The sequence below is a fragment of the Pandoraea capi genome (genome assembly GCF_902459735.1).
GTDB lineage: Bacteria > Pseudomonadota > Gammaproteobacteria > Burkholderiales > Burkholderiaceae > Pandoraea > Pandoraea capi.
This window is the reverse complement of the sequence record NZ_CABPRV010000001.1, coordinates 328,929-349,969: the sequence shown is the minus strand read 5'-3', so window position 1 is coordinate 349,969 and position 21,041 is coordinate 328,929. Positions and strand designations below refer to the sequence as shown.

The window sequence follows — 21,041 nt, the reverse complement described above, 5'->3', positions numbered from 1 at the left end:
GACGCGTCAAAGCGCCAGCATCTCGCGCGCATGCTTGCGTGTCGTCGCCGTAATTTCGACACCGCCTAGCATCCGCGCAATCTCTTCGACACGTTCGCTGCGTCCGAGCGGTTCGATTTCACTCATCGTCGTGTCGCCGTCGCTGCGCTTGCTCACACGCAGATGCTGATGGCCGAGCGCGGCGACCTGCGGCAGGTGCGTGACGCACAGCACCTGCCGTCCCTGACCCAACTCACGCAGCAGACGGCCGACCACTTCTGCGACGGCGCCGCCGATGCCGGAGTCGACTTCGTCGAAAATCAGCGTCGGCGTGAGGCTTGCGCTGCTGGCGATGACCTGCAAGGCGAGGCTGATGCGGGCGAGTTCGCCGCCCGAGGCGACTTTGGCGAGCGGGCGCGTCGGCACGCCCGGATGACCCGCGACGAGGAATTCGACCGTCTCCAGACCGAACGACTGCGGTTCGGGCGTCGGCGTGAGGGCGACTTCGAAACGGCCGCCGGGCATGGACAGGTCCTGCATCGCGCGCGTGACTTCGCGCGAGAGCGACGCCGCCGCCTTCGCCCGCGCCTTCGACAGATCCTTGGCGAGCTTGAGATACATGGCGTGCGCCGCGTCGGCCGCCGCCTGCATGGCAGCGGTGTCCGCCGACGCCGTCAATTCTTCCAGTTGGGCACGGCGTTCCGCGAGTTCGGCGGGCAACTGCTCGGGCGCGACGCGGAACTTGCGTGCGGCTGAATGCAGCGCGTCGAGACGCTGCTCGACCACAGCGAGACGTTCCGGATCGAGGTCGATGCGCTGCGCGTAATGCGTGAGCGAGTGAACCGCTTCGCGAAGCTGAATCTCGGCGGGTTCGAGCGCGGCCAGCGTATCGGCGAGCCCGGCGTCGATCTCCGCCAGTTCGCGGATCTGATGCACGACATGCCCGAGCGACGGGACGACGGCGCCATCCGCTTCGGCGAGTACGTCGAGCGCGCCCTGTACGCCATTGATGAGACTCGCGGCGTGCGAGAGGCGACGATGCTCGGCACTCACTTCATCCCACTCGCCTTCCTGCGGGTTGAGCTTGTCCAGTTCTGACGTCTGCCATTCGAGACGTTCGCGCTCCAGTTGCAGTTCGCGGTCGCGTCCGTGCGCTTCTTCGCAACGTTTCACGAGGCGTCGCCATTCCTTATGGGCCGTGGCGGCATCGGTGGCAAGCGCGGTGGCGCCGGCGTGGGAATCGAGCAGGCGGCGCTGGGCGTCGGGGCGCAGCAGTTGCTGATGCGCATGTTGCCCGTGAATGTCGACGAGCATTTCGCCGAGTTCGCGCAACTGCGTGAGCGTGGCGGGCGTGCCGTTGATGAACGCGCGCGAACGTCCGCCGGCATCGAGCACGCGGCGCAGCAGCACTCCACCATGTTCTTCGAGCGTGAGCGCCTGCGCTTGCAGCCAGGCTTCGAGGTCGGGGCGCGCTTCGGCGTCGGCGGCAAACTCGGCGGTGATGTCGGCGCGCGTCTGCCCGTTGCGCACCATGCTGGTGTCGCCGCGCTCGCCCATCGCGAGCGCCAGTGCATCGATCAGAATCGATTTGCCCGCGCCGGTCTCCCCCGAAAACACGGTGAAGCCGGCGGAGAATTCCAGGTCGAGACGATCGACGATCACGAAATCGCGAATCGAGAGACTGCGTAGCATGGGATGTCGGGTGAGGCGTGAAGTCAGTTCTGCGGCGTATCTTCGTCGGAGATATGCTCGTTCCAGTGCAACTTGCGGCGCAGCGTGGCGTAGTAGTTGTAGCCGACCGGATGCAGAAACGTCACCTGATGTTCGGAGCGGCCAACCAGAATCCTGTCGCCCTGACGCAGCTCGGCAAACGACTGCATGTCGAAGTTGGCGCCGACCTCGCGCCCGCCCGTGATCGTGATGACGATGTCGCTCGAATCGGGCAGCACGATCGGACGGTTCGACAGCGCATGCGGCGCGATCGGCACGAGCACGACACCGCCAAGGCGCGGATGCAGGATCGGGCCGGTCGCAGACAGCGCGTAAGCCGTCGACCCGGTGGGCGTGGCGACGATCAGCCCGTCCGAGCGCTGCTTGTACATGAAGCGGCCATCGACGTCGACACGCAGCTCGACCATCCCCGAGATCCCCGAGCGGTTCACGACCACGTCGTTGAACGCGAGGGTCTCGAAGAGCGTCTGGCCGTCGCGCTCGATGCGCGCGGACAACAGCGTGCGCTGCTCGGCTTCGAAGTGACCTTCGAGCATGGCGGGCACGACCTGTCGCATGTCGTCGAGCGGGATGTCGGTGATGAAGCCCACGCGCCCGTGGTTCACGCCGATGAGCGGCACCTTCGAGGCGGCAAGCTGACGGCCGACGCCGAGCATCGTGCCGTCGCCGCCGACGACCACGGCCACATTGGCCTGGACGGCGATCTCCTGAATGTCGAGCGTGCCGTACGGATCGGCGCCGGCGCCGATGTTGTGCGCCGTATCGCGCTCGAAGACGACGTGATGCCCGCGCTGGGCAATGCATGCCGCAAGCGTGAGCAGTGGTTCGGCAACGCCGTCGGCATGGTACTTCCCGACGAGCGCCACGGTCTTGAAGGGGCTCCCAGTTTTCATGCCGCCATTACACCATAAGTCGATGACAGCAACCATCGGCACGCACGGCCTGCAACGGTTCTCGTGTCAGGGTTCACCGTGCGCCGCGTACCTACGTTTCGCGTTACAATTTTTGCCATGCTAGATCAACGTGCGCAAACGCTTCTCAAAACCCTGATCGAACGGTACATCGCCGATGGCCAGCCGGTCGGTTCGCGCACGCTTTCGCGTTATTCGGGACTCGATCTCTCCCCGGCGACCATCCGCAACGTGATGGCCGACCTCGAAGCGCTGGGGTTCGTCGCCAGCCCGCATACGTCTGCGGGCCGTGTGCCGACGCCGCGCGCCTACCGTCTGTTCGTCGACACGATGCTTTCGGTGCGCCCGCTCGAAGAGGCCGTGCACCATCTGGCGTCGCAAGTGCAGACGAGCCTGCAACCGGCCGGGCCGCAGCAACTGGTCGCGTCTGCCGCGCAGGTGCTCTCGCATCTGTCGCAGTTCGCGGGCGTGGTGCTCACGCCGCGCCGTAGCCAGACCTTCCGCCACATCGAATTCCTGCGCCTGTCCGACAAGCGCGTGCTGCTGATCATCGTCACGCCCGACGGCGACGTGCAGAACCGCATCATCCTGACGGAAAAAGACCACTCGCCGGCGCAACTGGTCGAGGCGGCGAACTATCTGAACGCCAACTTCGGCGGCCACAGCTTCGACGACGTGCGCACTTACTTGCGTGGTGAACTCGACGCCCTGCGCTCGGACATGAGCGCGTTGATGCAGGCGGCGGTGCAGGCCGGCAGCGATGCGATGGCCGATACCACGCGCGAGAGCGTGCTGATCTCGGGCGAGCGCAATCTGCTGGGCGTGGAAGACCTGTCGTCGAACATGGAGCGGCTGCGCAAGCTGTTCGACGTGTTCGAGTCCAAGACCGGCCTGTTGCAATTGCTCGACGTGTCGAGCCGGGCGTCCGGCGTACAGATCTTCATCGGCGGCGAGTCGAGCCTCGTGCCCATCGAAGAAATGACGGTCGTCACCGCGCCCTACGAAGTCGACGGTCAGGTCGTGGGTACGCTCGGCGTGATCGGGCCGACGCGCATGGCCTACGAACGCGTGATCCCCATCGTCGACATCACCGCCAAGCTGCTCTCGAACGCACTGAGCCAGCACTGATTCGGTTACAACCCCGTAGCATTCCTTTACACGCTGTCACACACCGTGGGCTTACGCTCAAGGTGTCCCTCGTGGTGCGCCGGTGAGCCGACGGTCCGATGCCCGCCCGAGGATTCGGACAGAACCACACGGTGGCGAACCGACCCCATGACCGACGATGTGACCGATGTCATGGCGAACGCCACATACGGTGCGCCTATCGAAAAGAGCTCGGAGTGTTTATGAAATCCTTGATTTCCTGGCGAACGATGGTTCGCTCTCTCGGCGTCGGGCTGGCGCTGGGCGTGCTTGGGGCGGCGGGGTTGCCTGCACTAGCTCAAGCGCAGAGCGCCGATCCTCCGGGGCGGGTGGCCCGCCTGAGCGCGTTCGACGGCACCGTCACCTACGCGCCTTATTCATCTTCCGGCAACAGCGAGTGGCGCTACGCCGACCGCAACCGGCCGCTCACCACGGGCGACGCCATCTGGGTCGACCGCAACAGCCGTGCGGAGATGCATGTGGGTGGTACGGCGGTGCGCATGGGCGCTTCGACGAGCGTCACGCTCTCGGCGGTGACCGACCAGAATGTGCAACTGAACGTAACGCAGGGCACGGTGGGCGTGCGGCTGCGCAACCTCGATCCGAATCAGCCGTATGAGATCGATACGCCGAATCTGGCGTTCGTGCCCTCGCAGGCGGGTGAATACCGCGTCGACGTCGATCCGAATGGCGTGACGACGGTGAGTGTCTGGCGCGGCGCGGGGACTGCTTACGGGCAGGGGGCGTCGGTGCCGCTGCAACAAGGGCAGCGCGTGGCATTCGTCGGCCAGAACCTGACGCAGCAACAGACCGGGCCGCTTGTGGCCGACGTCTTCGATCAGTGGATGCGCGATCGCGATGCCCGTGAGGACGCCTCGGTGTCCGCGCGCTACGTGCCGCGTGACATGACCGGCTTCGAGAGCCTCGACGACTACGGTTCGTGGCAGGAGACGTCGAGCTACGGCTCGGTGTGGGTGCCGTCGAACGTGCCGTCGGGCTGGGCGCCGTATCGCACGGGCCATTGGGTCTGGGTCGATCCGTGGGGCTGGACCTGGGTGGACGAGGCGCCGTGGGGCTTCGCGCCGTATCACTACGGGCGCTGGGCTTACGTCGATGCGCGCTGGTGCTGGGTGCCGGGGCCGGTGGCGGTGCGTCCGGTCTATGCGCCGGCGCTGGTCGGCTGGGTCGGCGGCAACAGTGGCGGCAACCCGTGGGGCGTATCGTTTGCGGCCGGCGGTGTCGGGCTCGCATGGTTCGCGCTCGGGCCGCACGACCCGTATCGTCCGGCGTACCACGCCAGTTCGTCGTACGTCACGAACATCAATCGATCGACGATCGTGCGCACGACGAATGTCACCAACAACATCACCAATATCAATAACGTCTACGTGAACCGGAACGTGCGCGGCGCCGTGTCGACGATGCCTGCACAGGCATTCGTGCAGGGACGCGCCGTCGGCGCCCCGGCGGCGCTGGCGGCCCCGCCGCGCGGCACGCAGACGTGGCGTGTGGGCAATACGCCGGGCGTGGCGCCGGTGCAGCAAAGCGTGTTCGGCAATAGTCGTCCGGCAGCAGGTGCGCCGCCGGCGGGCGTGTTCAACCGGCAGGTGCTGGCGACGCGTGCGCCGGTCGTGCGCGGCGCCCCGTCGCGCGAGCTGACGAGCAATCTGCATGCGGTACCGAACGCTGGCGGTGCGCCGCTGGTGTTCGGCCAGAACGGTCAGCAGGTCCGCAATCCCGGTGCGGGACGGCCGAACGGGCCAGCGCCTGTCGCGCCGCGTGTCACGGTTGTCAGTACGCGTGGCCCGGTCGGTGCGCCGATCGGGGCAAATGGGGCGCTCCCTGCGCAGCCAGCCTTGGGGCCGACCGGCGCGTTGGGTGCGACGCCCGCGCACGGCGCACTTCCTGCGACGGGGGCTGTCCCGCCGATGCATGGCGCGCCCGGCGTACCCGGCCAGCCAGGGGCACCGGGTGCGCCCGGTCACGCCGGGGTTCCGGGGCAGCCCGGTGTGCCGGGAGTTCCGGGGGCACCGAATGAACCCGGCTATCCCGCCTATCCGGGGCACGGTAATTATCAGAATCATCCGGGACAGCCGACGGTGCAGGCCCAACCGAATGACCGCAATGACCGCAATGACCGCAATGACCGCAATGGGCGGACAGGGCAGGCGGCGCCATCCGGCGTACCTCATCCGCCGGGCGTGAGCGTCCAAGGTCAGCCGGGGACACGTGTCGAAGCGCCGCAGGCCGTTCCTCAACCGGGACACGAGGCCGCGCAGCGCGACATGCAGACCCGCCGCCAGTCGCCGCCACCGGCCGTGGCGCAACCCGAAGCGCGTGGCGCGCAGCCTGCGCCACAGCAGCAGCGCGTGCAGCCTGAATCCGCCGAGCCGGCGCGCCGTCCTCAGCAGTGGCAGACGCAACCACGCGCGGAACCGCAGCCGCTTCAGCAGCGTGCGCAACCGCAACCGCCGGTCGAGCGCGTGCAGCCGCGTCCCGAGCCGCAACGCGCACCGCCGCAGGAACGTGCCCAGCCGCGCCCCGAGCCGCAGGTCGAGCGGGCGGCGCCGGCACCGAGGCCCCAGGCGCAACCGGAGCGTCCGCAGGCTCAGCCGCATTCGCATCCGCAGGAGCGTCCGCAACCGACTCCCCGGGAGAACCGGCCGGAGGGCACGCACGGGGCGGTTCATCATGACGAACACCCCAGCGCGGACCATCGTCCCGCCCGTGACGACGCGCCTCGGCACGGCTGATGAATCGCGAATCGTCGTGATTCGTGGTGATTCGCCGCGATCCGCCGACATCTGCCTGATATCCGTTATATGAGCCAAGGGCCGGTTGTTGGCCGTCCCCATGGCCCATGCTGGCGGTCATTTCGCGTATCTCTCCCACCGGATTTGCGCCGTGTTTGCGGTAAAGTACGCTCCATGCGCTTCGATCCCGAACCCATTTCGCATGGCCAGTCCGGCAAGACCGCCGTACTGCTGATCAACCTCGGCACGCCCGACGAGCCGCGTCCTGCGGCCGTGCGCCGATACCTGCGCGAGTTCCTCTCGGACCCGCGCGTCGTAGAAATCCCGCCGTGGGCGTGGCAACCGCTGCTGCGGCTGGTGATTCTGCCGTTCCGTTCGCGTTCGTCTGCCCAGAAGTACGCCACGGTCTGGACCCGCGACGGCTCGCCTCTCAAAGTCAACACCGAACATCAGACAAACGCCCTGCGTGCCTTGCTGCATGCGAACGACTACGACGTCGTGGTCGATTACGCCATGCGTTATGGCAACCCGTCGATTCCCGAGCGCATCCGTGCCCTGCGCCAGAACGGCGTCGAGCGAATTCTCGTCCTGCCGCTCTACCCGCAGTATTCGAGCAGCACGACGGCGACCGCCAGCGACGCCGTATTTCGCGTGCTTGGGCGTTTGCGTAACCAGCCGGACGTGCGCACTGTGCGGGACTATCACGATCACCCGGCGTACATCGAGGCGCTGCGTCAGCAGGTCGAAGGCTACTGGCAGCAACACGGACGGCCGGATTTCGCGGCGGGTGAGCGTCTGCTGCTGAGCTTCCATGGCGTGCCGCGCCGCACGCTCGACCTCGGCGATCCGTATCACGATCAGTGCGTGAAGACGGCGCGTCTGCTCGCGGCGGCGCTTGGTCTGGACGAGACGACCTGCCGCCTCACGTTCCAGTCACGTTTCGGCAAGGCCGAATGGCTTCAGCCTTACACCGCGCCGACGCTCGAAGAACTCGGCCGTGGCGGTACGCCGCGTGTGGACGTCTTCTGCCCGGGCTTCACGTCCGACTGTCTCGAGACGCTCGAAGAAATCAACATGGAAGGCCGCCATGCGTATCTGACCGCCGGTGGCAAGTCGTTCCACTTCATCCCTTGCCTGAACGGCGCGAGCGCATGGATCACGGCGCTGGGCGAGATTGCGGCACGCCATCTGCAAGGCTGGCCGGTGCTTTCGCCGCAGGGTGAGGCCGAGGCGTCGGCGGCAGCGGTGGCGTCGACTCGTCAGCGTCAGGTCGCCGCCGTGGCGGCGTTCGAGGAAGCCAGTGCGGCGGCGGCCGCGGCACAGGAACAGATGCAGAGTCAGGGTGAGCAAGGAGCACGCACGTGACGGTCAAGGTCGACGATTCTCCGCACGCAGCCACGCGGATCGACAAATGGTTGTGGGCGGCACGCTTCTTCAAGACGCGCTCGCTCGCCACACAGGCCGTCGACCGGGGCCGTGTGCTGTGCAACGAAGCGCGGGTCAAACCGGCGCGTGACGTGCGTCCGGGCGACGTGGTGTCCGTGGACAACGGCAGCACGCGCTGGGAAGTCCGGGTAAAGGCCATCGCGGAGGTTCGCGGCTCGGCGCCGGTGGCGCAGTCGCTGTACGAAGAGACCGAAGCGAGTGTTCAGGCCCGTGCCGACGAGCACGAGCGCCGGCGTCTGTATCAGGAGCCCGCCGCGCAGATGCATGGGCGTCCGACGAAGCGGGACCGGCGGCGTCTCGGCGGCGTGGGCGAGTAGGCCGAAGCACCGTCTCGTGTCGGTCTCACGCCGGTCGTCGTCGCCCTCAACGGGGGGATGAGCGCCGCAACGATCGCCGAAACGCGCGCCTGAATGAACGCCTGAATGAACGCCGCCGCTGGCGAAATGCGCAGCGGCGGGCGGGGGAGGGAGCGAAAATCAGTGGTTCCGCGTTGGGCGGAACCGCCCGGGGAACGGCACCGCGCACGACCGCAAAAGGGTCATGCACCCCGGAGGCGATCAACGCGATGGGATTCCGGAATTCGAACTCGACGAGTGTCCCGGCATGCCCGGCATTTCCACAAAGTGATGCAGCACGGCCCGCACGCCACCGTACTCGGTGTCGCGCCGGGTCACTGCGCCGGACAGGCAGATCGTGATCGTTACCGTTGTCACCAACGCAAGGATGAAGACAACAGCCAGTGGCAGCTTCATGATGCGCTCCTTAAGAACACTTCACCGGACGCGAGGTTGCCCGGTGAGCGGCCGGGCCCGGAGATCGAGTGAGCCAATGGCATCGACGATGTCATCGACCAGGGCAAGCGACAAATCCAACCAAGGCACTTCCATCAACCAGACCGTTATTTATGTTAGGTCGCAGCAACGGCCGATACAATAGAGGACTCGTAACGCGTGTAACCGGATATTTACCGGCACGCCGCGCGCACCGACATGGCGCACAGAATGCCCGCCAGCTCTTGAAATCGGTGTGAACGCCCCTACTATCCAAAGGGATTTGAACCGGCGGCGCATCGTCGTGGTGCGCTGCAAGAACCTTTTGACGACTCAAGCTCATGACTGAACAGCAAAACACCCCCGATCAGCCGATTCCGTCCCAGGCCGAAGCGGCCCCGACCGACGCTGCGGGCGCGAACGACGCGCTGCCCTCGGTCGAGGCGCAGCTCCAGGCGGCTCAGGCTGAAGCGGCGGGACTGCGCGACGAAGCGCTGCGCGCCCGCGCCGAGATGGAAAACATCCGCCGCCGTGCGGAAGAGGAAGTGTCCAAGGCCCGTAAATTCGCGGTCGAGAGCTTTGCCGAGAACCTCCTGCCGGTCATCGACAGCCTGGAAGCCGCTGCCGCCGACAAGAGCGGCGACGTGGCCAAGCTGCAGGAGGGCGTCGCCCTGACCCTGCGCCAACTGGTCTCGGCGCTGGAGCGCAGCAAGGTCTCGGTCATCGATCCGGCCGGCGCGAAGTTCGATCCGCATCAACATCAGGCTATCTCGATGGTGCCGGCCGATCAGGAGCCGAATACCGTGGTGGCCGTGCTGCAAAAGGGTTATCTGATTGCCGACCGCGTACTGCGTCCGGCACTCGTGACCGTCGCGGCAGGTAAGTAAGCACGACGCTGTCCGGCCGTCCGGTCCGGCCAATCGACGTCGGACGCCGGGGTTTCATGTCATGACATCATGGCAAGCTTCGGACTTCCGGGAATGGCCGGAGCAGGCTGGAACGAGGCGGGACGGCAGGCGCGGGCGGCCGGGGTCAACACCGACGCGGCGGGCGGAGCAGACGGGCAGACGGACATTCGAGACTTACCATCATGGCAGGCGATCTTCCGGGCATGAAAGGTGTGGACGGCACGGCATTCGAGGCGTTTTCGATGCGCGAGCTGACCGCCGGGACGTTCGACGACGGGCTGCGCGAGGCGGGGGATGACCTCGCCGTCGTGTTTTTCTGGGGCGTCGACTGTTTCAACTGCGAGGTCGCCAAGAAGACCATGCTGGCGCAACGCGAAGCCATCGAAGCACTGGGGCTGCGTTGGTTTCACGCCAACGTGTACGCCGACATGGCCCTCGGGCGCCGCTTCGCCCTGCATGGGGTGCCCACGTTTTTCTTCTTCCATGCAGGGAAGAAGCTCGGCCGGGCGACCGGCTGGCAGGGCCTGCCCCAGTTCCGGCTGGCGGTGGCCGCGGCGCGCGACAGGATCGCGGCAGCGGGGGGCAAAACCGGGCAGCAAGAAGGGTCTTGAAATGTTCCTGGCTGCACCCATATCTCGTGCAGATCAATGAATTGAATGGGCAACACGCCCAACGGAAAGACGCAAAGGACGCTAGGAGAAATTAACATGGGCAAAATCATCGGTATCGACTTGGGCACCACGAACTCGTGCGTGGCCGTCATGGAAGGCAATCAGGTCAAGATCATCGAAAACGCGGAAGGTGCTCGCACCACGCCGTCGATCATCGCCTACATGGACGACGGTGAAATCCTCGTCGGTGCACCGGCCAAACGTCAGGCCGTGACCAATCCGAAGAACACGCTGTACGCAGTCAAGCGCCTGATCGGCCGCCGCTTCGAAGAAAAGGAAGTGCAGAAGGACATCTCGCTGATGCCCTACAAGATCGTCAAGGCCGACAACGGCGACGCCTGGGTGGAAGCGCGCGACCAGAAGCTGGCCCCGCCGCAGATTTCCGCTGAAGTGCTGCGCAAGATGAAGAAGACCGCCGAGGACTACCTGGGCGAGCCGGTCACGGAAGCCGTGATCACGGTGCCGGCCTACTTCAACGACAGCCAGCGTCAGGCCACGAAGGACGCCGGCCGTATCGCCGGTCTGGAAGTCAAGCGCATCATCAACGAGCCGACGGCTGCCGCACTGGCATTCGGTCTGGACAAGAAGGAAGGCGGCGACCGCAAGATCGCGGTGTATGACCTGGGTGGCGGCACGTTCGACATCTCGATCATCGAAATCGCGGATGTGGACGGCGAACACCAGTTCGAAGTGCTGTCGACCAACGGCGACACGTTCCTGGGCGGTGAAGACTTCGACCAGCGCATCATCGACTACATCATCGGCGAGTTCAAGAAGGAACAAGGCGTCGATCTGTCGAAGGATGTGCTGGCGCTGCAACGCCTGAAGGAAGCTGCCGAAAAGGCCAAGATCGAACTGTCGTCGAGCCAGCAGACCGAAATCAACCTGCCGTACATCACGGCGGATGCCTCGGGTCCGAAGCACTTGAACCTGAAGGTCACGCGCGCCAAGCTCGAAGCGCTGGTCGAAGATCTGATCTCGCGCACGATCGAACCGTGCCGCACCGCCATCAAGGATGCCGGCGTGAAGGTCAGCGACATCGACGACGTGATTCTGGTCGGCGGTATGACCCGTATGCCGAAGGTGCAGGAGAAGGTGAAGGAGTTCTTCGGCAAGGATCCGCGCAAGGACGTGAACCCGGATGAAGCCGTGGCCGCAGGTGCCTCGATTCAGGGTTCGGTCCTCTCGGGCGACCGTAAGGACGTGCTGCTGCTCGACGTGACCCCGCTGTCGCTCGGTATCGAGACGCTGGGCGGCGTGATGACGAAGATGATCACGAAGAACACCACGATCCCGACGAAGCACTCGCAAGTGTTCTCGACGGCGGACGACAACCAGCCGGCCGTGACGATCAAGGTGTATCAGGGTGAGCGCGAGATGGCCGCCGGCAACAAGTCGCTGGGCGAGTTCAACCTCGAGGGCATTCCGCCCGCCGCACGTGGCACGCCGCAGATCGAAGTGACCTTCGACATCGACGCGAACGGCATTCTGCACGTCGGCGCGAAGGACAAGGCAACCGGCAAGGAAAACAAGATCGTCATCAAGGCGAACTCGGGCCTGTCGGACGCTGAAATCGAGCAAATGGTGAAGGACGCCGAGCTGAACGCCGAAGAAGACAAGAAGGCGCGCGAGCTGGCCGATTCCCGCAACCAGGGCGACGCGCTGGTGCACAGCACCCGCAAGGCGCTGACCGAGTACGGCGACAAGATCGAAGCTTCGGAGAAGGAAGCCATCGAATCGGCCATCACGGCACTGGAAGACGCCCTGCGCGGTTCGGACAAGGCGGACATCGATGCCAAGGTCGAAGCGCTGGGCACCGCCAGCCAGAAGCTCGGCGAGAAGATGTATGCCGACATGCAGGCGCAAGCCGGTGCTGCGGGTGCCGCAGGCGCCGAGCAAGGCAAGCCGCATGACGATAACGTCGTCGACGCCGAAGTGAAGGAAGTCAACGACAAGAAGTAAAGCGTGCATGGCGCGCGGGGCCCCGCCGGGGCTTCGCGTGTGGGCCGGGTATCGAGGTTCTCCGCTAGGGGAATGTCGACCCGGCTTTTTGCCTGATGGCGACATGCGCCAACATTGGAAAGAGTTATGGCCAAACGTGATTACTACGAAGTCCTTGGCGTCGCCAAGAACGCCTCGGACGACGAGATCAAGAAGGCGTATCGCAAGCTGGCGATGAAGTATCACCCGGACCGCAATCCGGACAGCAAAGACGCCGAAGACAAGTTCAAAGAGGTCAAAGAGGCCTACGAGATGCTCTCCGAGCCGGAGAAGCGTGCTGCGTACGACCAGTACGGTCATGCGGGCGTGGACCCGAGCATGGGCGGCTTCGGCGGTGCCGGCGGGCAGGGCTTCGGCGGCGGCTTCGCCGATGCGTTCGGCGACATCTTCGGCGACATCTTCGGTCAGGGCGGCCCCGGTGGCCGTGGCGGCCGGGGCGGTCCACAGGTGTATCGCGGTGCGGATCTGCGCTACAACATGGAGATCACGCTCGAGCAGGCGGCAAACGGCTTCGATACGCAGATTCGCGTGCCGAGCTGGGAAGAGTGCGAAGTCTGTCACGGCAACGGCGCGAAGCCGGGCACCAAGCCCGAGACCTGCCCGACCTGTAACGGTGCGGGTTCGGTGCGCATGTCGCAGGGCTTCTTCAGCGTTCAGCAGACCTGCCCGAAGTGCCACGGCACCGGCTCGTACATTCCTGAGCCCTGCACGAACTGCCACGGCTCGGGCAAGATCAAGAAGACCAAGACGCTGGAGATCAAGATTCCGGCGGGTATCGAAGACGGCATGCGTATCCGTTCGTCCGGCAACGGCGAACCGGGTGTGAACGGCGGTCCGGCGGGCGACCTGTATGTGGAAATCCACATCAAGGCGCACAACGTGTTCGAGCGCGACGGCGACGATCTGCACTGCCAGATGCCGATTTCGTTCGCCACGGCGGCGCTGGGCGGCGATATCGACGCACCGACGCTGCACGGCAAGGCGACCTTCGAAGTGCCGGAAGGCACGCAGACGGGCAAGACGTTCCGCCTGCGCGGCAAGGGCATCAAGGGGCTGCGCGCGAGTTACCCGGGCGATCTGTACGTTCACGTGCAGGTGGAAACGCCGGTCAAGCTCAACGACGCCCAGAAGCAAATGCTGCGTGACTTCGATGCATCCCTGAAGGAAGGCGGTGCGCGTCACAGCCCGCAGTCGAAGGGCTGGTTCGACCGCGTGAAGCAGTTCTTCGAGTAATTCCATGCAAACCGAAGCGCCTATGGCCGCGTTCGCGCTGTTGGACGACAGCGCGGACCCGGCCGGTGGGGCGCGTCTGTATACCGGGCTCGTACGCGAGGTAACTTGCGACGAGCCCGGTGTGCTTTCCGACGCGCTTCGCGAAGTGGAAGACGCCACGCGTCACGGCTTGCATGCCGTGCTGCTGGTCGATTATGAATTCGGTGTGCGTGCGAACGGCGTGCACACGGTGGCGACGCGTCGCGCGCCGGGGCAGTTGCGTGCGCTGCTGTTCGCAGATTTGCAGCGGCTCGACGCGATGCAGACGCAGGCGTGGCTGGCGCGTCAGGAAGCGATGCCTGCGGGCGACGATGGCAGTGTGGAATCGCCGTCAGTGACCGGTACGTCGGGAACGTTGAGCACGGCGAATCCAACGCTCACGCAGAACACGCAGAACACGCAGAACACGCAGAACACATCGAACACATCGAACACATCGAACACATCGAACGTGTCGAGCATGTCGAACACTGCGGCGCTCGCATCACCCGGTGTCGCCGGGATTGGCGCTTTGCAGGCGGACGTCAGCGACGCGGCATTCGACGACGCCATCTCGCGCATCCACGAATGGCTCTCGCAAGGCGAGTGCTATCAGATCAACTACACCTATCGCCTGAACTTCGACACGTTCGGCTCACCCATTGCGTTGTACCGCCGCCTGCGCGCGCGTCAGCCGGTGCCGTATGGCGCGCTGGTGATGTTGCCCGGCGCACGGGGCTTGTCGGGACGTGCGATTCTCTCGCTGTCGCCTGAGTTGTTCCTCCGTCATTCGCGCGGACAGGTCGAAGCGCGTCCGATGAAGGGCACGGCGCCGGCATGCGGCGACGCCGCCATCGATGCGCAACGCAGTGCCGATCTCGCGGCGGACGACAAGAATCGCGCCGAGAATCTGATGATCGTCGACCTGTTGCGCAACGATCTCGGACGGCTCGCCCTCCCCGGTTCGGTCAAGGTGCCGAAGCTGTTCGAAGTGACGCGTTTCGCGAGCGTTCTGCAAATGACGTCGACGGTCACGGCATCGTTGCCGAACACCACGACCTTCGCCGACGTGCTGCGCGCGCTTTTCCCTTGCGGTTCGATCACCGGTGCTCCGAAGCATCGCACGATGCAGTTGATTGGCCAGCTCGAAGCATCGCCGCGCGGTCTCTACACGGGCGCCATCGGCTGGCTCGACGCTCGCACCGACGACCCGCAGGCGCTGGGCGACTTCTGCCTGTCGGTGGCCATTCGCACGCTCGAACTCGACGCCCCCGATGTGCGCGGCATGCGTCGCGGCAGGCTCGGCGTGGGCGCAGGCATCGTGCTCGACAGCCAGGCGGCGGAAGAGCGCGAGGAGTGCAAACTCAAGGCGCGCTTCCTGAGTGCGCTCGATCCGGGCTTCGAGATCTTCGAGACGATGCAGGCGATGCGTGCGTCCGGTGTGGCGCATCTCGCGCGTCATCTGGCACGTTTGCAGGCGTCGGCACGCTACTTCGGCTTCCGGTTCGACGAAGCCGCGCTGCGTGCGCAACTCGACGCGGTTGTCGCGACGCTGAATGAGGACGAGATGCATCGGGTGCGTCTTGCGTTGTCCCACGACGGCACGGTGTCGATCACGCACGGTGTACTCAACCCGCTTCCGGGCAACGGCGTGACCGTGTTGCTGGCCGATGCCGCGAGCCCCACACGGGCGGACGATCTGTTCCTGCGCCACAAGACCACGGTGCGCGCACGGTACGACGCCGCATGGAGAGCTGCCGAAGCACAAGGCGCGTTCGACGTGCTGTTCTTCAACGACCGGGGCGAGTTGACCGAAGGCGGACGGAGCTCCGTCTTCGTCAAGCGTCAGGGCATCTGGACGACGCCACCGTTGTCGTCGGGTGCGCTGCCCGGCGTGATGCGCAGCGTCATGCTGCACGATCCGGCGTGGGCCGCGGTGGAAGCCGTGATCACGCGCGAGGATCTGCTCTCGGCGCAGGCCATTGTCGTCTGCAATGCCCTGCGCGGTGCCTTGCCCGCCACCCTCTCGGGGACGGTTGCTGCTTAACGACGTCGGGGTCGGTGGCGGCGTCCCGACACCCTCGGGAGACCGCTTATCCGCCTCAGCCAGCATCTCAGCCGACCTCAGTCGTCAACCAGCCCCAGCCAGCCCGAACCAACGCCACAAGCTTAAACGCGCCTCAGCTCCCCTGACGCGCCGCCATTTGCGGCACGAACAGGTCGCTCCATTTCGTCGGGCGCGTCTTGATCGTGCCCGCGCGTCCCATGAACTCCACGTACTGCATCAGGCCGTTCGGCGTGGTCGTGAATTGCAGTCCCGGGTCGGCCAGCATCTGCTCGATCTCGGCTTGCGGCAGGTTCATCTTCGACACGCGCAGGAACGTTTGCGCAGCGCCCACGTGATCCTTCGCGATGTAAGCCGCAGCTTCCTCTTGAGCGGCCAGAATCGCCTGCACCAGCTTCGGATTCTGCACCGTGAACTGCTTCGGCGCGAACACGACGTCGATCGTGATGTTGCCGAGCACGTCCGTTGAATTCAGCACACGCTTGATGCGCGGGTCCTTCGCCTCCTGATACGAGAACGGCGGCGAGGTGAAGTGCGCGGTGATCTCCGTCTTGCCCGAGAGCAGCGCGCTCACGGCTTCGGGGTGACTCAGGCTGACCGTTTGCGGATCGAGCTTCGCGTAGTTCTCGATGCCGAAGGTCTTCGCCACGGCCATTTGCAGCAGCACGGCGGAGAGCGACGTCTTGATGCCCGGAATCGCGATCTTGTCCTTCGGCGTGAAGTCCTTGAGCGACTTGATGTTCGGATTGTTCGTGTTGAGCCAGAGCGGTCCGGTCGACAGGGCCGACAAGCCGATCACCTCCGAGCGCGGAATGCCGTGCGCCTTCGACCACAGCGTAACGAAGCCCGGCGCACCGGTGCCCGCGACATCGAGGTTGCCGGCGAGCATCGCGTCGTTGATGACATTGCCGCCATCGAGAATCGTCCAGGTGGTCTTCACGTCGCCGAGCCCCAGCGCCTTGGCGTGTTTCTCGACGAGATGCTGGTCGCGCATGACCATCAGCGGCAGATAGAGGATGCCGTAGCCGTGCGACAGTCGCACGGTGCTGGCTTCGGCATGCGCGACGTTGCCGAGCGTGGAGAGCGCCGTCGTGGCGGCGAGCGTGAGGGCGCTGGCCCAACGGGCGAAGTTGCGTCGATTCATGGTGAGGTTGTCTCCGGTCTTCTTTGACTCAGGTTGGAATTATTCATCAAGCGGCTAAGGGGGCGTCAATCGGACGAAGCCGAAAAATCGGCCTCATCCGGGTGTCAGTGCTGCATCCCCCAGCGATGCAACGTGCGTTTTTCGATGCGCGCGAACAGCAGGTTCTCGACCGCAAGTCCGATCAGAATCACGAAGAACAGTCCGGCGAAGACGTTGGCCGTCTCCAGCGAGTTACGGTTCTCGAAGATGTACCAGCCCAGACCGCCGGAGCCCGACGACACGCCGAACACGAGTTCGGCCGCGATGAGCGTGCGCCACGCGAAGGCCCAGCCCACTTTCAGGCCGGTGAGAATGCTCGGGAACGCTGCCGGAATCAGTACGTGCTGCACGAGCGCAAAGCGCTTGAGTCCGTAGTTCTGCCCGACCATGCGCAACGTCTTCGACACGCCACGGAAGCCGCTGTGCGTGTTGAGCGCGACCGCCCACAGCACCGAGTGCACCAGCACGAAGATCACGCTGCCGTTGCCAAGGCCGAACCAGATGAGCGCGAGCGGCAGCAGCGCAATCGCGGGCAACGGATTGAACATCGCGGTAAGCGTCTCCAGCAGATCGTTGCCGATTTTCGAGCTGATGGCGACCGTAGTGAGCACCGCAGCGAGCGCAATCCCGATGCCGTACCCGATGAGCAACGTCTTGAGCGAGACCGCCGCACGCAGCAGCAGCACGCCGCTCGTCAGCCCGCTCGCGAAGGCGGCAACGGTGTCGGTGAAGCTCGGGAAGAGCAAGGCGTTATCGAGCCAGCGGCCGTAGATTTCCCAGATGATGGCGAGCACGCAGAGAATGACCGTCTTGCGCAGCCAGCTCAGACGGTAGAGCGTCTCGAACGTGGAGAGCGGGCGTTGAATCGACGACAGTTCGGCCTGCACCGGCTCCAGCACGAACTCCGGGCGGTAGACCGGCTCGATGCGGGCATTCGACGCCGTGGAGGCGCTGGCGGTGTTGGACGACGACGCGTGTTGCGAAGGATGCGAAGGAATAGCGTTCACGGCCGTCATCCTCAGTGAGTGGCGAACAGGAGTTGGTCGATGCGTGCTTCAAGTTCGCTTTGCTGCGCGGTGCCGAGGTGTTCGGGGGCGATGCTGTTGAGCTCGGCCTTGACCTGTCCGGGGTGCGGCGAGAGCAGCAAGATGCGCGTGCCGATGCGAATCGCTTCGTCGATACCATGCGTGACGAACAGCACCGTGAAGCGCGTGTCGTCCCACAGGCGCAGCAGTTCGTCCTGCATCTTGCGGCGGGTGAGGGCGTCGAGTGCGGCGAACGGTTCGTCCATGAGCAGGACGTCCGGCTCCATCGCCATGCCGCGTGCGATGGAAACGCGCTGCTTCATGCCGCCCGAGAGCGTGTGCGGATAGCTGTCGATGAACTTCGCGAGGCCGACTTTCTCGATGTAGTGCGCGGCGCGCTCGGCGGCTTCGCGTCCCTTCAGCCGGCCGCTGGCGGTGAGCGCGAATTCAACGTTCTGGCGCACCGTCTTCCACGGCAGCAACTGATCGAATTCCTGAAAGACCATCATGCGGTCCGGGCCGGGTTCGCTGATCGCACGACCCTTCAATCGGATCTCGCCGTGAACCGGCGGCAGGTACCCGCCGATCGCCTTGAGCAACGTCGACTTGCCGCAACCCGATGGGCCGAGCAGCACGAACCGGTCGCCCGGATAGACGTTGAAGCTCACTTGCTGGGCTGCCGTGACGAGATAGTCGTCGGTCTTGTATTGCAGCGTTACGCCGTCGATTTCGAGCAATGGCGGCACGGCGGACGACATCGTCCCGGCAGCGCCCGCACGAGGGGCTGCATCATGTGCATGAGGCATTGCGTGTCTCCTGAAAGGTGCTTTTATAATCGGCTCGATACTAAGTACCAAACCTGTAGCCAACCTGACATCGCGCGTGCGGAGCGCCTGAATTCAGGGGAAACACTGAGGAAGACGCAGGCGAATTGCTAGAGAATGCCGGGGAACGATCCCGCTGTGCGGCAACGCCCGAGGTGTGTCGGCGGGCTGTTCATCAGGCTCGCGCAGGACGCTGGATGACGTCATGCACGCGCGACGAAAAAAGGCGAAAGCGGCACACAAGCCGAGCCGAAGGAAGGAGACAGATACCCCATGCGCATCATGCTGGTGGAAGACACCGCCGATGTCGCCGAAGCCATTGCTACCCAGTTGCGCAAGCTTGGCCATGCCCTCGATTGCGAGACGGATGGTGCGGTAGCCGCCAAGCGCATCGGCGACGATTACGATTTGCTGATCCTCGACGTCATGCTGCCGCACGTCGACGGCTTCGAACTGCTCAAGCGTGTGCGCGAGCGCGGCCTGTCCACGCGCGTGCTGATGCTCACCGCGTGTGCGGAGATCGAGGAGCGCGTACGGGCGCTCGATCTCGGCGCAGACGACTACCTCACCAAGCCCTTCGATTTCCGCGAGCTGGAAGCGCGCGTGCGGGCGCTCATGCGTCGCACGGGGCAGGACGCCACCAACCGTCTGACCTGCGCCAATCTCACGCTCGACCGCAAGAGTCGCGGTGTCGAAGTGGACGGGCAGCCTGTCGAGCTGACGCGTCGCGAAGTGACGTTGCTGGAAATTCTCGCGGGGCGTCCGGGCCGGATCTTCGGCAAAGACGAACTGATGGACCGTCTTTACGGCGACGACCCTGCGCCGAACGCCAACGCCATCGAGCAATACGTCGCCCGTCTTCGCAAGAAGCTGGCGACGGCGCAATTCCAGATACGTACGCTGCGCGGTCTGGGTTATCAACTCGTGCTGTCATGATCGTTCCGGGCCGTTCCCTTTATCTGCGTCTGGTCATCCGCATGGGCGCGGTGCTGGCGTTTGCCGTGGTTGCGGTGCTGCTGGGGATCTGGTTCTCCACGCGCTCGGCCGTCGACCGTGCTTACGATCGCTGGTTGCTCGGCAGCGCGTTGCAGGTCGCGGAAAACACGTGGTACCAGAACGGCGAAGTGAATGTCGACGTGCCGCTCGCCGCGTTCTCCGCGCTCGCGCCCGGCGATCAGATCTTCTACACCGTGCTCGATCCGAATGGCCGCTCGGTGGCGGGAGACTCGGAGTTCCGTCCGCCGATTCCGTGGGACAAGCTCGCGGACGGCCCGATCGTGGTCGACGGCACCTATCAGGAGATGCCGATTCGCATCGCCATCGTGGGGCGTCGCATGCCGGTGACCGCCGCGCACCCGTGGGCGGTCGTCGCGCTCGCGCACACGCAGAACGCGCGCGTGCGTTTCACACGCGGGCTGGCTGACAACACGCTGCTCATCACCATCGCGACCGGGGTGCTGACGATGCTCGCCGCGTTGTGGACGTTGCGTCAGGCGCTCGCACCGCTCAAGCAGATCGAAGCGGCCATCCGCGAGCGCGATTCCAACGATCTCGTACCGCTTGCCGTCACAGTGCCGGCGGAGACGCTTGCCCTCGTGAGTGCGATCAACGACTTCATGCGCCGGCTGGCAACGTCGCGCGCGTTGATGCGTCGCGTCATCGGCGATGCCGCGCATCAATTGCGTACGCCCGTCACGGCGCTCACGGCGCAGGCGGAAATGCTGAGCCAGACGCAGGACGAAGCGGCGCGTCAGACGCACATCGCACGCATCCAGAAGCAGGCGCGCGGGCTGGGCGGTCTCATCCACCAGTTGATCAGTCACGCGATGGTCCAGCATCGGGCCGAGAGTGTCGCGCCGGTGCCGGTCGATCTGAACGAGCTGTTGCAAACGGCGATGCGCGAGACGCTGTCGTATGCCACGCGCGATATCGATGTGGCGCTCAATGCACCCGACGAACCGTGCATGATCGTCGGCGACGCGCTGAGCCTGCGCGAAGCGATCAAGAACGTGTTGATGAATGCGCTGGCGTACGGCGCACCGCATCGACTGCACGTGGACGTGATGCGTGTAGACGACCAGTGGCGTTTGCGCTTCTTCGACGACGGCCCGGGCATTCCGGAATCCGAATGGCAGCGCGTGCGAACCCCGTTCTCATCGCGCGCCGATGGACGCGAAGGCGCCAGCCTCGGTCTGGCGATGGTCGCCGAAGTGATCCACGCGCATGGCGGGCAGATGACGTTCGAGCACGTATCCGGTGAGGGGTTCGCTGTCGTGCTGACGCTACCGGTCGGTTACGCGGTCGAGCGTTAACAAAAAAGCGGCGCATCGATGCGCCGCTTTCGTCTTGCTTGGCCGCTGCGTGCGACGTATCCCGT

Annotated in this window: 17 protein-coding genes; 11 read left to right on the top strand and 6 right to left on the bottom strand. The window is 65.0% G+C overall.

The genetic code is table 11. The features are described from left to right. Positions 1-6: 6 nt before the first annotated feature. Together recN and PCA20602_RS01505 are read right to left on the bottom strand one after the other, a co-directional pair. A complete protein-coding gene (gene recN / locus PCA20602_RS01510) occupies positions 7-1,671 on the bottom strand; it encodes a DNA repair protein RecN (protein WP_150719670.1) in 1,665 nt (554 codons plus the stop codon). A gap of 23 nt (positions 1,672-1,694) precedes the next feature. After that, complete coding sequence (locus tag PCA20602_RS01505) at positions 1,695-2,603, bottom strand: NAD kinase (RefSeq protein ID WP_150719669.1); 909 nt, start codon at positions 2,601-2,603, stop codon at positions 1,695-1,697. A 117-nt stretch (positions 2,604-2,720) separates the two neighbouring features. Between PCA20602_RS01505 and hrcA the strand changes: the two genes are divergently transcribed. The 4 genes from hrcA (at position 2,721) to PCA20602_RS01485 (ending at position 8,283) form a co-directional block, all read left to right on the top strand. Then, the gene (hrcA, locus tag PCA20602_RS01500) at positions 2,721-3,749 is read left to right on the top strand and encodes a heat-inducible transcriptional repressor HrcA (protein WP_150719668.1); all 1,029 of its coding nucleotides are present in this window, start codon (positions 2,721-2,723) and stop codon (positions 3,747-3,749) included. Positions 3,750-3,970: 221 nt separating this feature from the next. Then, the gene (locus PCA20602_RS01495; protein WP_174980698.1) at positions 3,971-6,520 is read left to right on the top strand and encodes a DUF6600 domain-containing protein; all 2,550 of its coding nucleotides are present in this window, start codon (positions 3,971-3,973) and stop codon (positions 6,518-6,520) included. Between the two features lie 174 nt (positions 6,521-6,694). After that, entirely contained in the window at positions 6,695-7,885 is a 1,191-nt protein-coding gene (gene hemH, locus PCA20602_RS01490) for a ferrochelatase (RefSeq protein ID WP_150719666.1), read from the top strand. Then, the gene (locus tag PCA20602_RS01485) at positions 7,882-8,283 is read left to right on the top strand and encodes an RNA-binding S4 domain-containing protein (RefSeq protein ID WP_069342011.1); all 402 of its coding nucleotides are present in this window, start codon (positions 7,882-7,884) and stop codon (positions 8,281-8,283) included. The genes hemH and PCA20602_RS01485 overlap by 4 nt, the downstream gene beginning before the upstream one ends. A 240-nt stretch (positions 8,284-8,523) precedes the next feature. Here the strand turns inward: PCA20602_RS01485 and PCA20602_RS01480 are convergent, their stop codons facing one another. Beyond that, a complete protein-coding gene (locus PCA20602_RS01480) occupies positions 8,524-8,718 on the bottom strand; it encodes a hypothetical protein (RefSeq protein WP_343031960.1) in 195 nt (64 codons plus the stop codon). Positions 8,719-9,077: 359 nt separating this feature from the next. Between PCA20602_RS01480 and grpE the strand changes: the two genes are divergently transcribed. The 5 genes from grpE to PCA20602_RS01455 all read left to right on the top strand — a co-directional run bounded on the left by grpE (position 9,078) and on the right by PCA20602_RS01455 (position 15,614). Then, complete coding sequence (gene grpE, locus PCA20602_RS01475) at positions 9,078-9,623, top strand: nucleotide exchange factor GrpE (RefSeq protein WP_069342009.1); 546 nt, start codon at positions 9,078-9,080, stop codon at positions 9,621-9,623. Between the two features lie 203 nt (positions 9,624-9,826). Next, the gene (locus tag PCA20602_RS01470) at positions 9,827-10,255 is read left to right on the top strand and encodes a thioredoxin family protein (protein WP_150719665.1); all 429 of its coding nucleotides are present in this window, start codon (positions 9,827-9,829) and stop codon (positions 10,253-10,255) included. 96 nt (positions 10,256-10,351) lie between these two features. Further along, positions 10,352-12,277 carry a molecular chaperone DnaK gene (gene dnaK, locus PCA20602_RS01465; protein WP_150719664.1) on the top strand — a complete coding sequence of 642 codons (1,926 nt, stop codon included), beginning with the start codon at positions 10,352-10,354 and terminating at the stop codon, positions 12,275-12,277. A 126-nt stretch (positions 12,278-12,403) separates the two neighbouring features. Next, positions 12,404-13,549: a molecular chaperone DnaJ gene (gene dnaJ / locus PCA20602_RS01460; protein WP_150719663.1), complete on the top strand. Its 1,146-nt coding sequence runs from the start codon at positions 12,404-12,406 to the stop codon at positions 13,547-13,549. Positions 13,550-13,553: 4 nt separating this feature from the next. Next, complete coding sequence (locus PCA20602_RS01455) at positions 13,554-15,614, top strand: chorismate-binding protein (RefSeq protein ID WP_150719662.1); 2,061 nt, start codon at positions 13,554-13,556, stop codon at positions 15,612-15,614. A 133-nt stretch (positions 15,615-15,747) separates the two neighbouring features. On the opposite strand, the gene PCA20602_RS01450 is transcribed toward PCA20602_RS01455, so the two are convergent. The 3 genes from PCA20602_RS01450 to PCA20602_RS01440 form a co-directional block, all read right to left on the bottom strand. Further along, positions 15,748-16,776: an ABC transporter substrate-binding protein gene (locus PCA20602_RS01450; RefSeq protein WP_150719661.1), complete on the bottom strand. Its 1,029-nt coding sequence runs from the start codon at positions 16,774-16,776 to the stop codon at positions 15,748-15,750. 104 nt (positions 16,777-16,880) lie between these two features. After that, positions 16,881-17,741: an ABC transporter permease gene (locus PCA20602_RS01445; RefSeq protein ID WP_139133167.1), complete on the bottom strand. Its 861-nt coding sequence runs from the start codon at positions 17,739-17,741 to the stop codon at positions 16,881-16,883. 92 nt (positions 17,742-17,833) lie between these two features. Next, positions 17,834-18,598 (bottom strand): ABC transporter ATP-binding protein, encoded by a 765-nt coding sequence (locus PCA20602_RS01440; RefSeq protein WP_174980755.1) that lies wholly within the window; start codon positions 18,596-18,598, stop codon positions 17,834-17,836. Between the two features lie 339 nt (positions 18,599-18,937). Between PCA20602_RS01440 and PCA20602_RS01435 the strand changes: the two genes are divergently transcribed. Together PCA20602_RS01435 and PCA20602_RS01430 are read left to right on the top strand one after the other, a co-directional pair. Further along, positions 18,938-19,600 (top strand): response regulator transcription factor, encoded by a 663-nt coding sequence (locus tag PCA20602_RS01435; protein ID WP_150719659.1) that lies wholly within the window; start codon positions 18,938-18,940, stop codon positions 19,598-19,600. Continuing rightward, positions 19,597-20,976 carry a sensor histidine kinase gene (locus PCA20602_RS01430; RefSeq protein ID WP_150719658.1) on the top strand — a complete coding sequence of 460 codons (1,380 nt, stop codon included), beginning with the start codon at positions 19,597-19,599 and terminating at the stop codon, positions 20,974-20,976. The genes PCA20602_RS01435 and PCA20602_RS01430 overlap by 4 nt, the downstream gene beginning before the upstream one ends. The last annotated feature ends 65 nt before the right edge of the window (positions 20,977-21,041 follow it).

Coding starts and splice junctions, on each gene's coding strand:
- recN (WP_150719670.1), bottom strand. CDS start 1,671: ATGCTACGCAGTCTCTCGATTCGCGATTTCGTGATCGTCGATCGTCTC.
- PCA20602_RS01505 (WP_150719669.1), bottom strand. CDS start 2,603: ATGAAAACTGGGAGCCCCTTCAAGACCGTGGCGCTCGTCGGGAAGTAC.
- hrcA (WP_150719668.1), top strand. CDS start 2,721: ATGCTAGATCAACGTGCGCAAACGCTTCTCAAAACCCTGATCGAACGG.
- PCA20602_RS01495 (WP_174980698.1), top strand. CDS start 3,971: ATGAAATCCTTGATTTCCTGGCGAACGATGGTTCGCTCTCTCGGCGTC.
- hemH (WP_150719666.1), top strand. CDS start 6,695: ATGCGCTTCGATCCCGAACCCATTTCGCATGGCCAGTCCGGCAAGACC.
- PCA20602_RS01480 (WP_343031960.1), bottom strand. CDS start 8,718: ATGAAGCTGCCACTGGCTGTTGTCTTCATCCTTGCGTTGGTGACAACG.
- grpE (WP_069342009.1), top strand. CDS start 9,078: ATGACTGAACAGCAAAACACCCCCGATCAGCCGATTCCGTCCCAGGCC.
- PCA20602_RS01470 (WP_150719665.1), top strand. CDS start 9,827: ATGGCAGGCGATCTTCCGGGCATGAAAGGTGTGGACGGCACGGCATTC.
- dnaK (WP_150719664.1), top strand. CDS start 10,352: ATGGGCAAAATCATCGGTATCGACTTGGGCACCACGAACTCGTGCGTG.
- dnaJ (WP_150719663.1), top strand. CDS start 12,404: ATGGCCAAACGTGATTACTACGAAGTCCTTGGCGTCGCCAAGAACGCC.
- PCA20602_RS01455 (WP_150719662.1), top strand. CDS start 13,554: ATGCAAACCGAAGCGCCTATGGCCGCGTTCGCGCTGTTGGACGACAGC.
- PCA20602_RS01450 (WP_150719661.1), bottom strand. CDS start 16,776: ATGAATCGACGCAACTTCGCCCGTTGGGCCAGCGCCCTCACGCTCGCC.
- PCA20602_RS01440 (WP_174980755.1), bottom strand. CDS start 18,598: ATGTCGTCCGCCGTGCCGCCATTGCTCGAAATCGACGGCGTAACGCTG.
- PCA20602_RS01435 (WP_150719659.1), top strand. CDS start 18,938: ATGCGCATCATGCTGGTGGAAGACACCGCCGATGTCGCCGAAGCCATT.
- PCA20602_RS01430 (WP_150719658.1), top strand. CDS start 19,597: ATGATCGTTCCGGGCCGTTCCCTTTATCTGCGTCTGGTCATCCGCATG.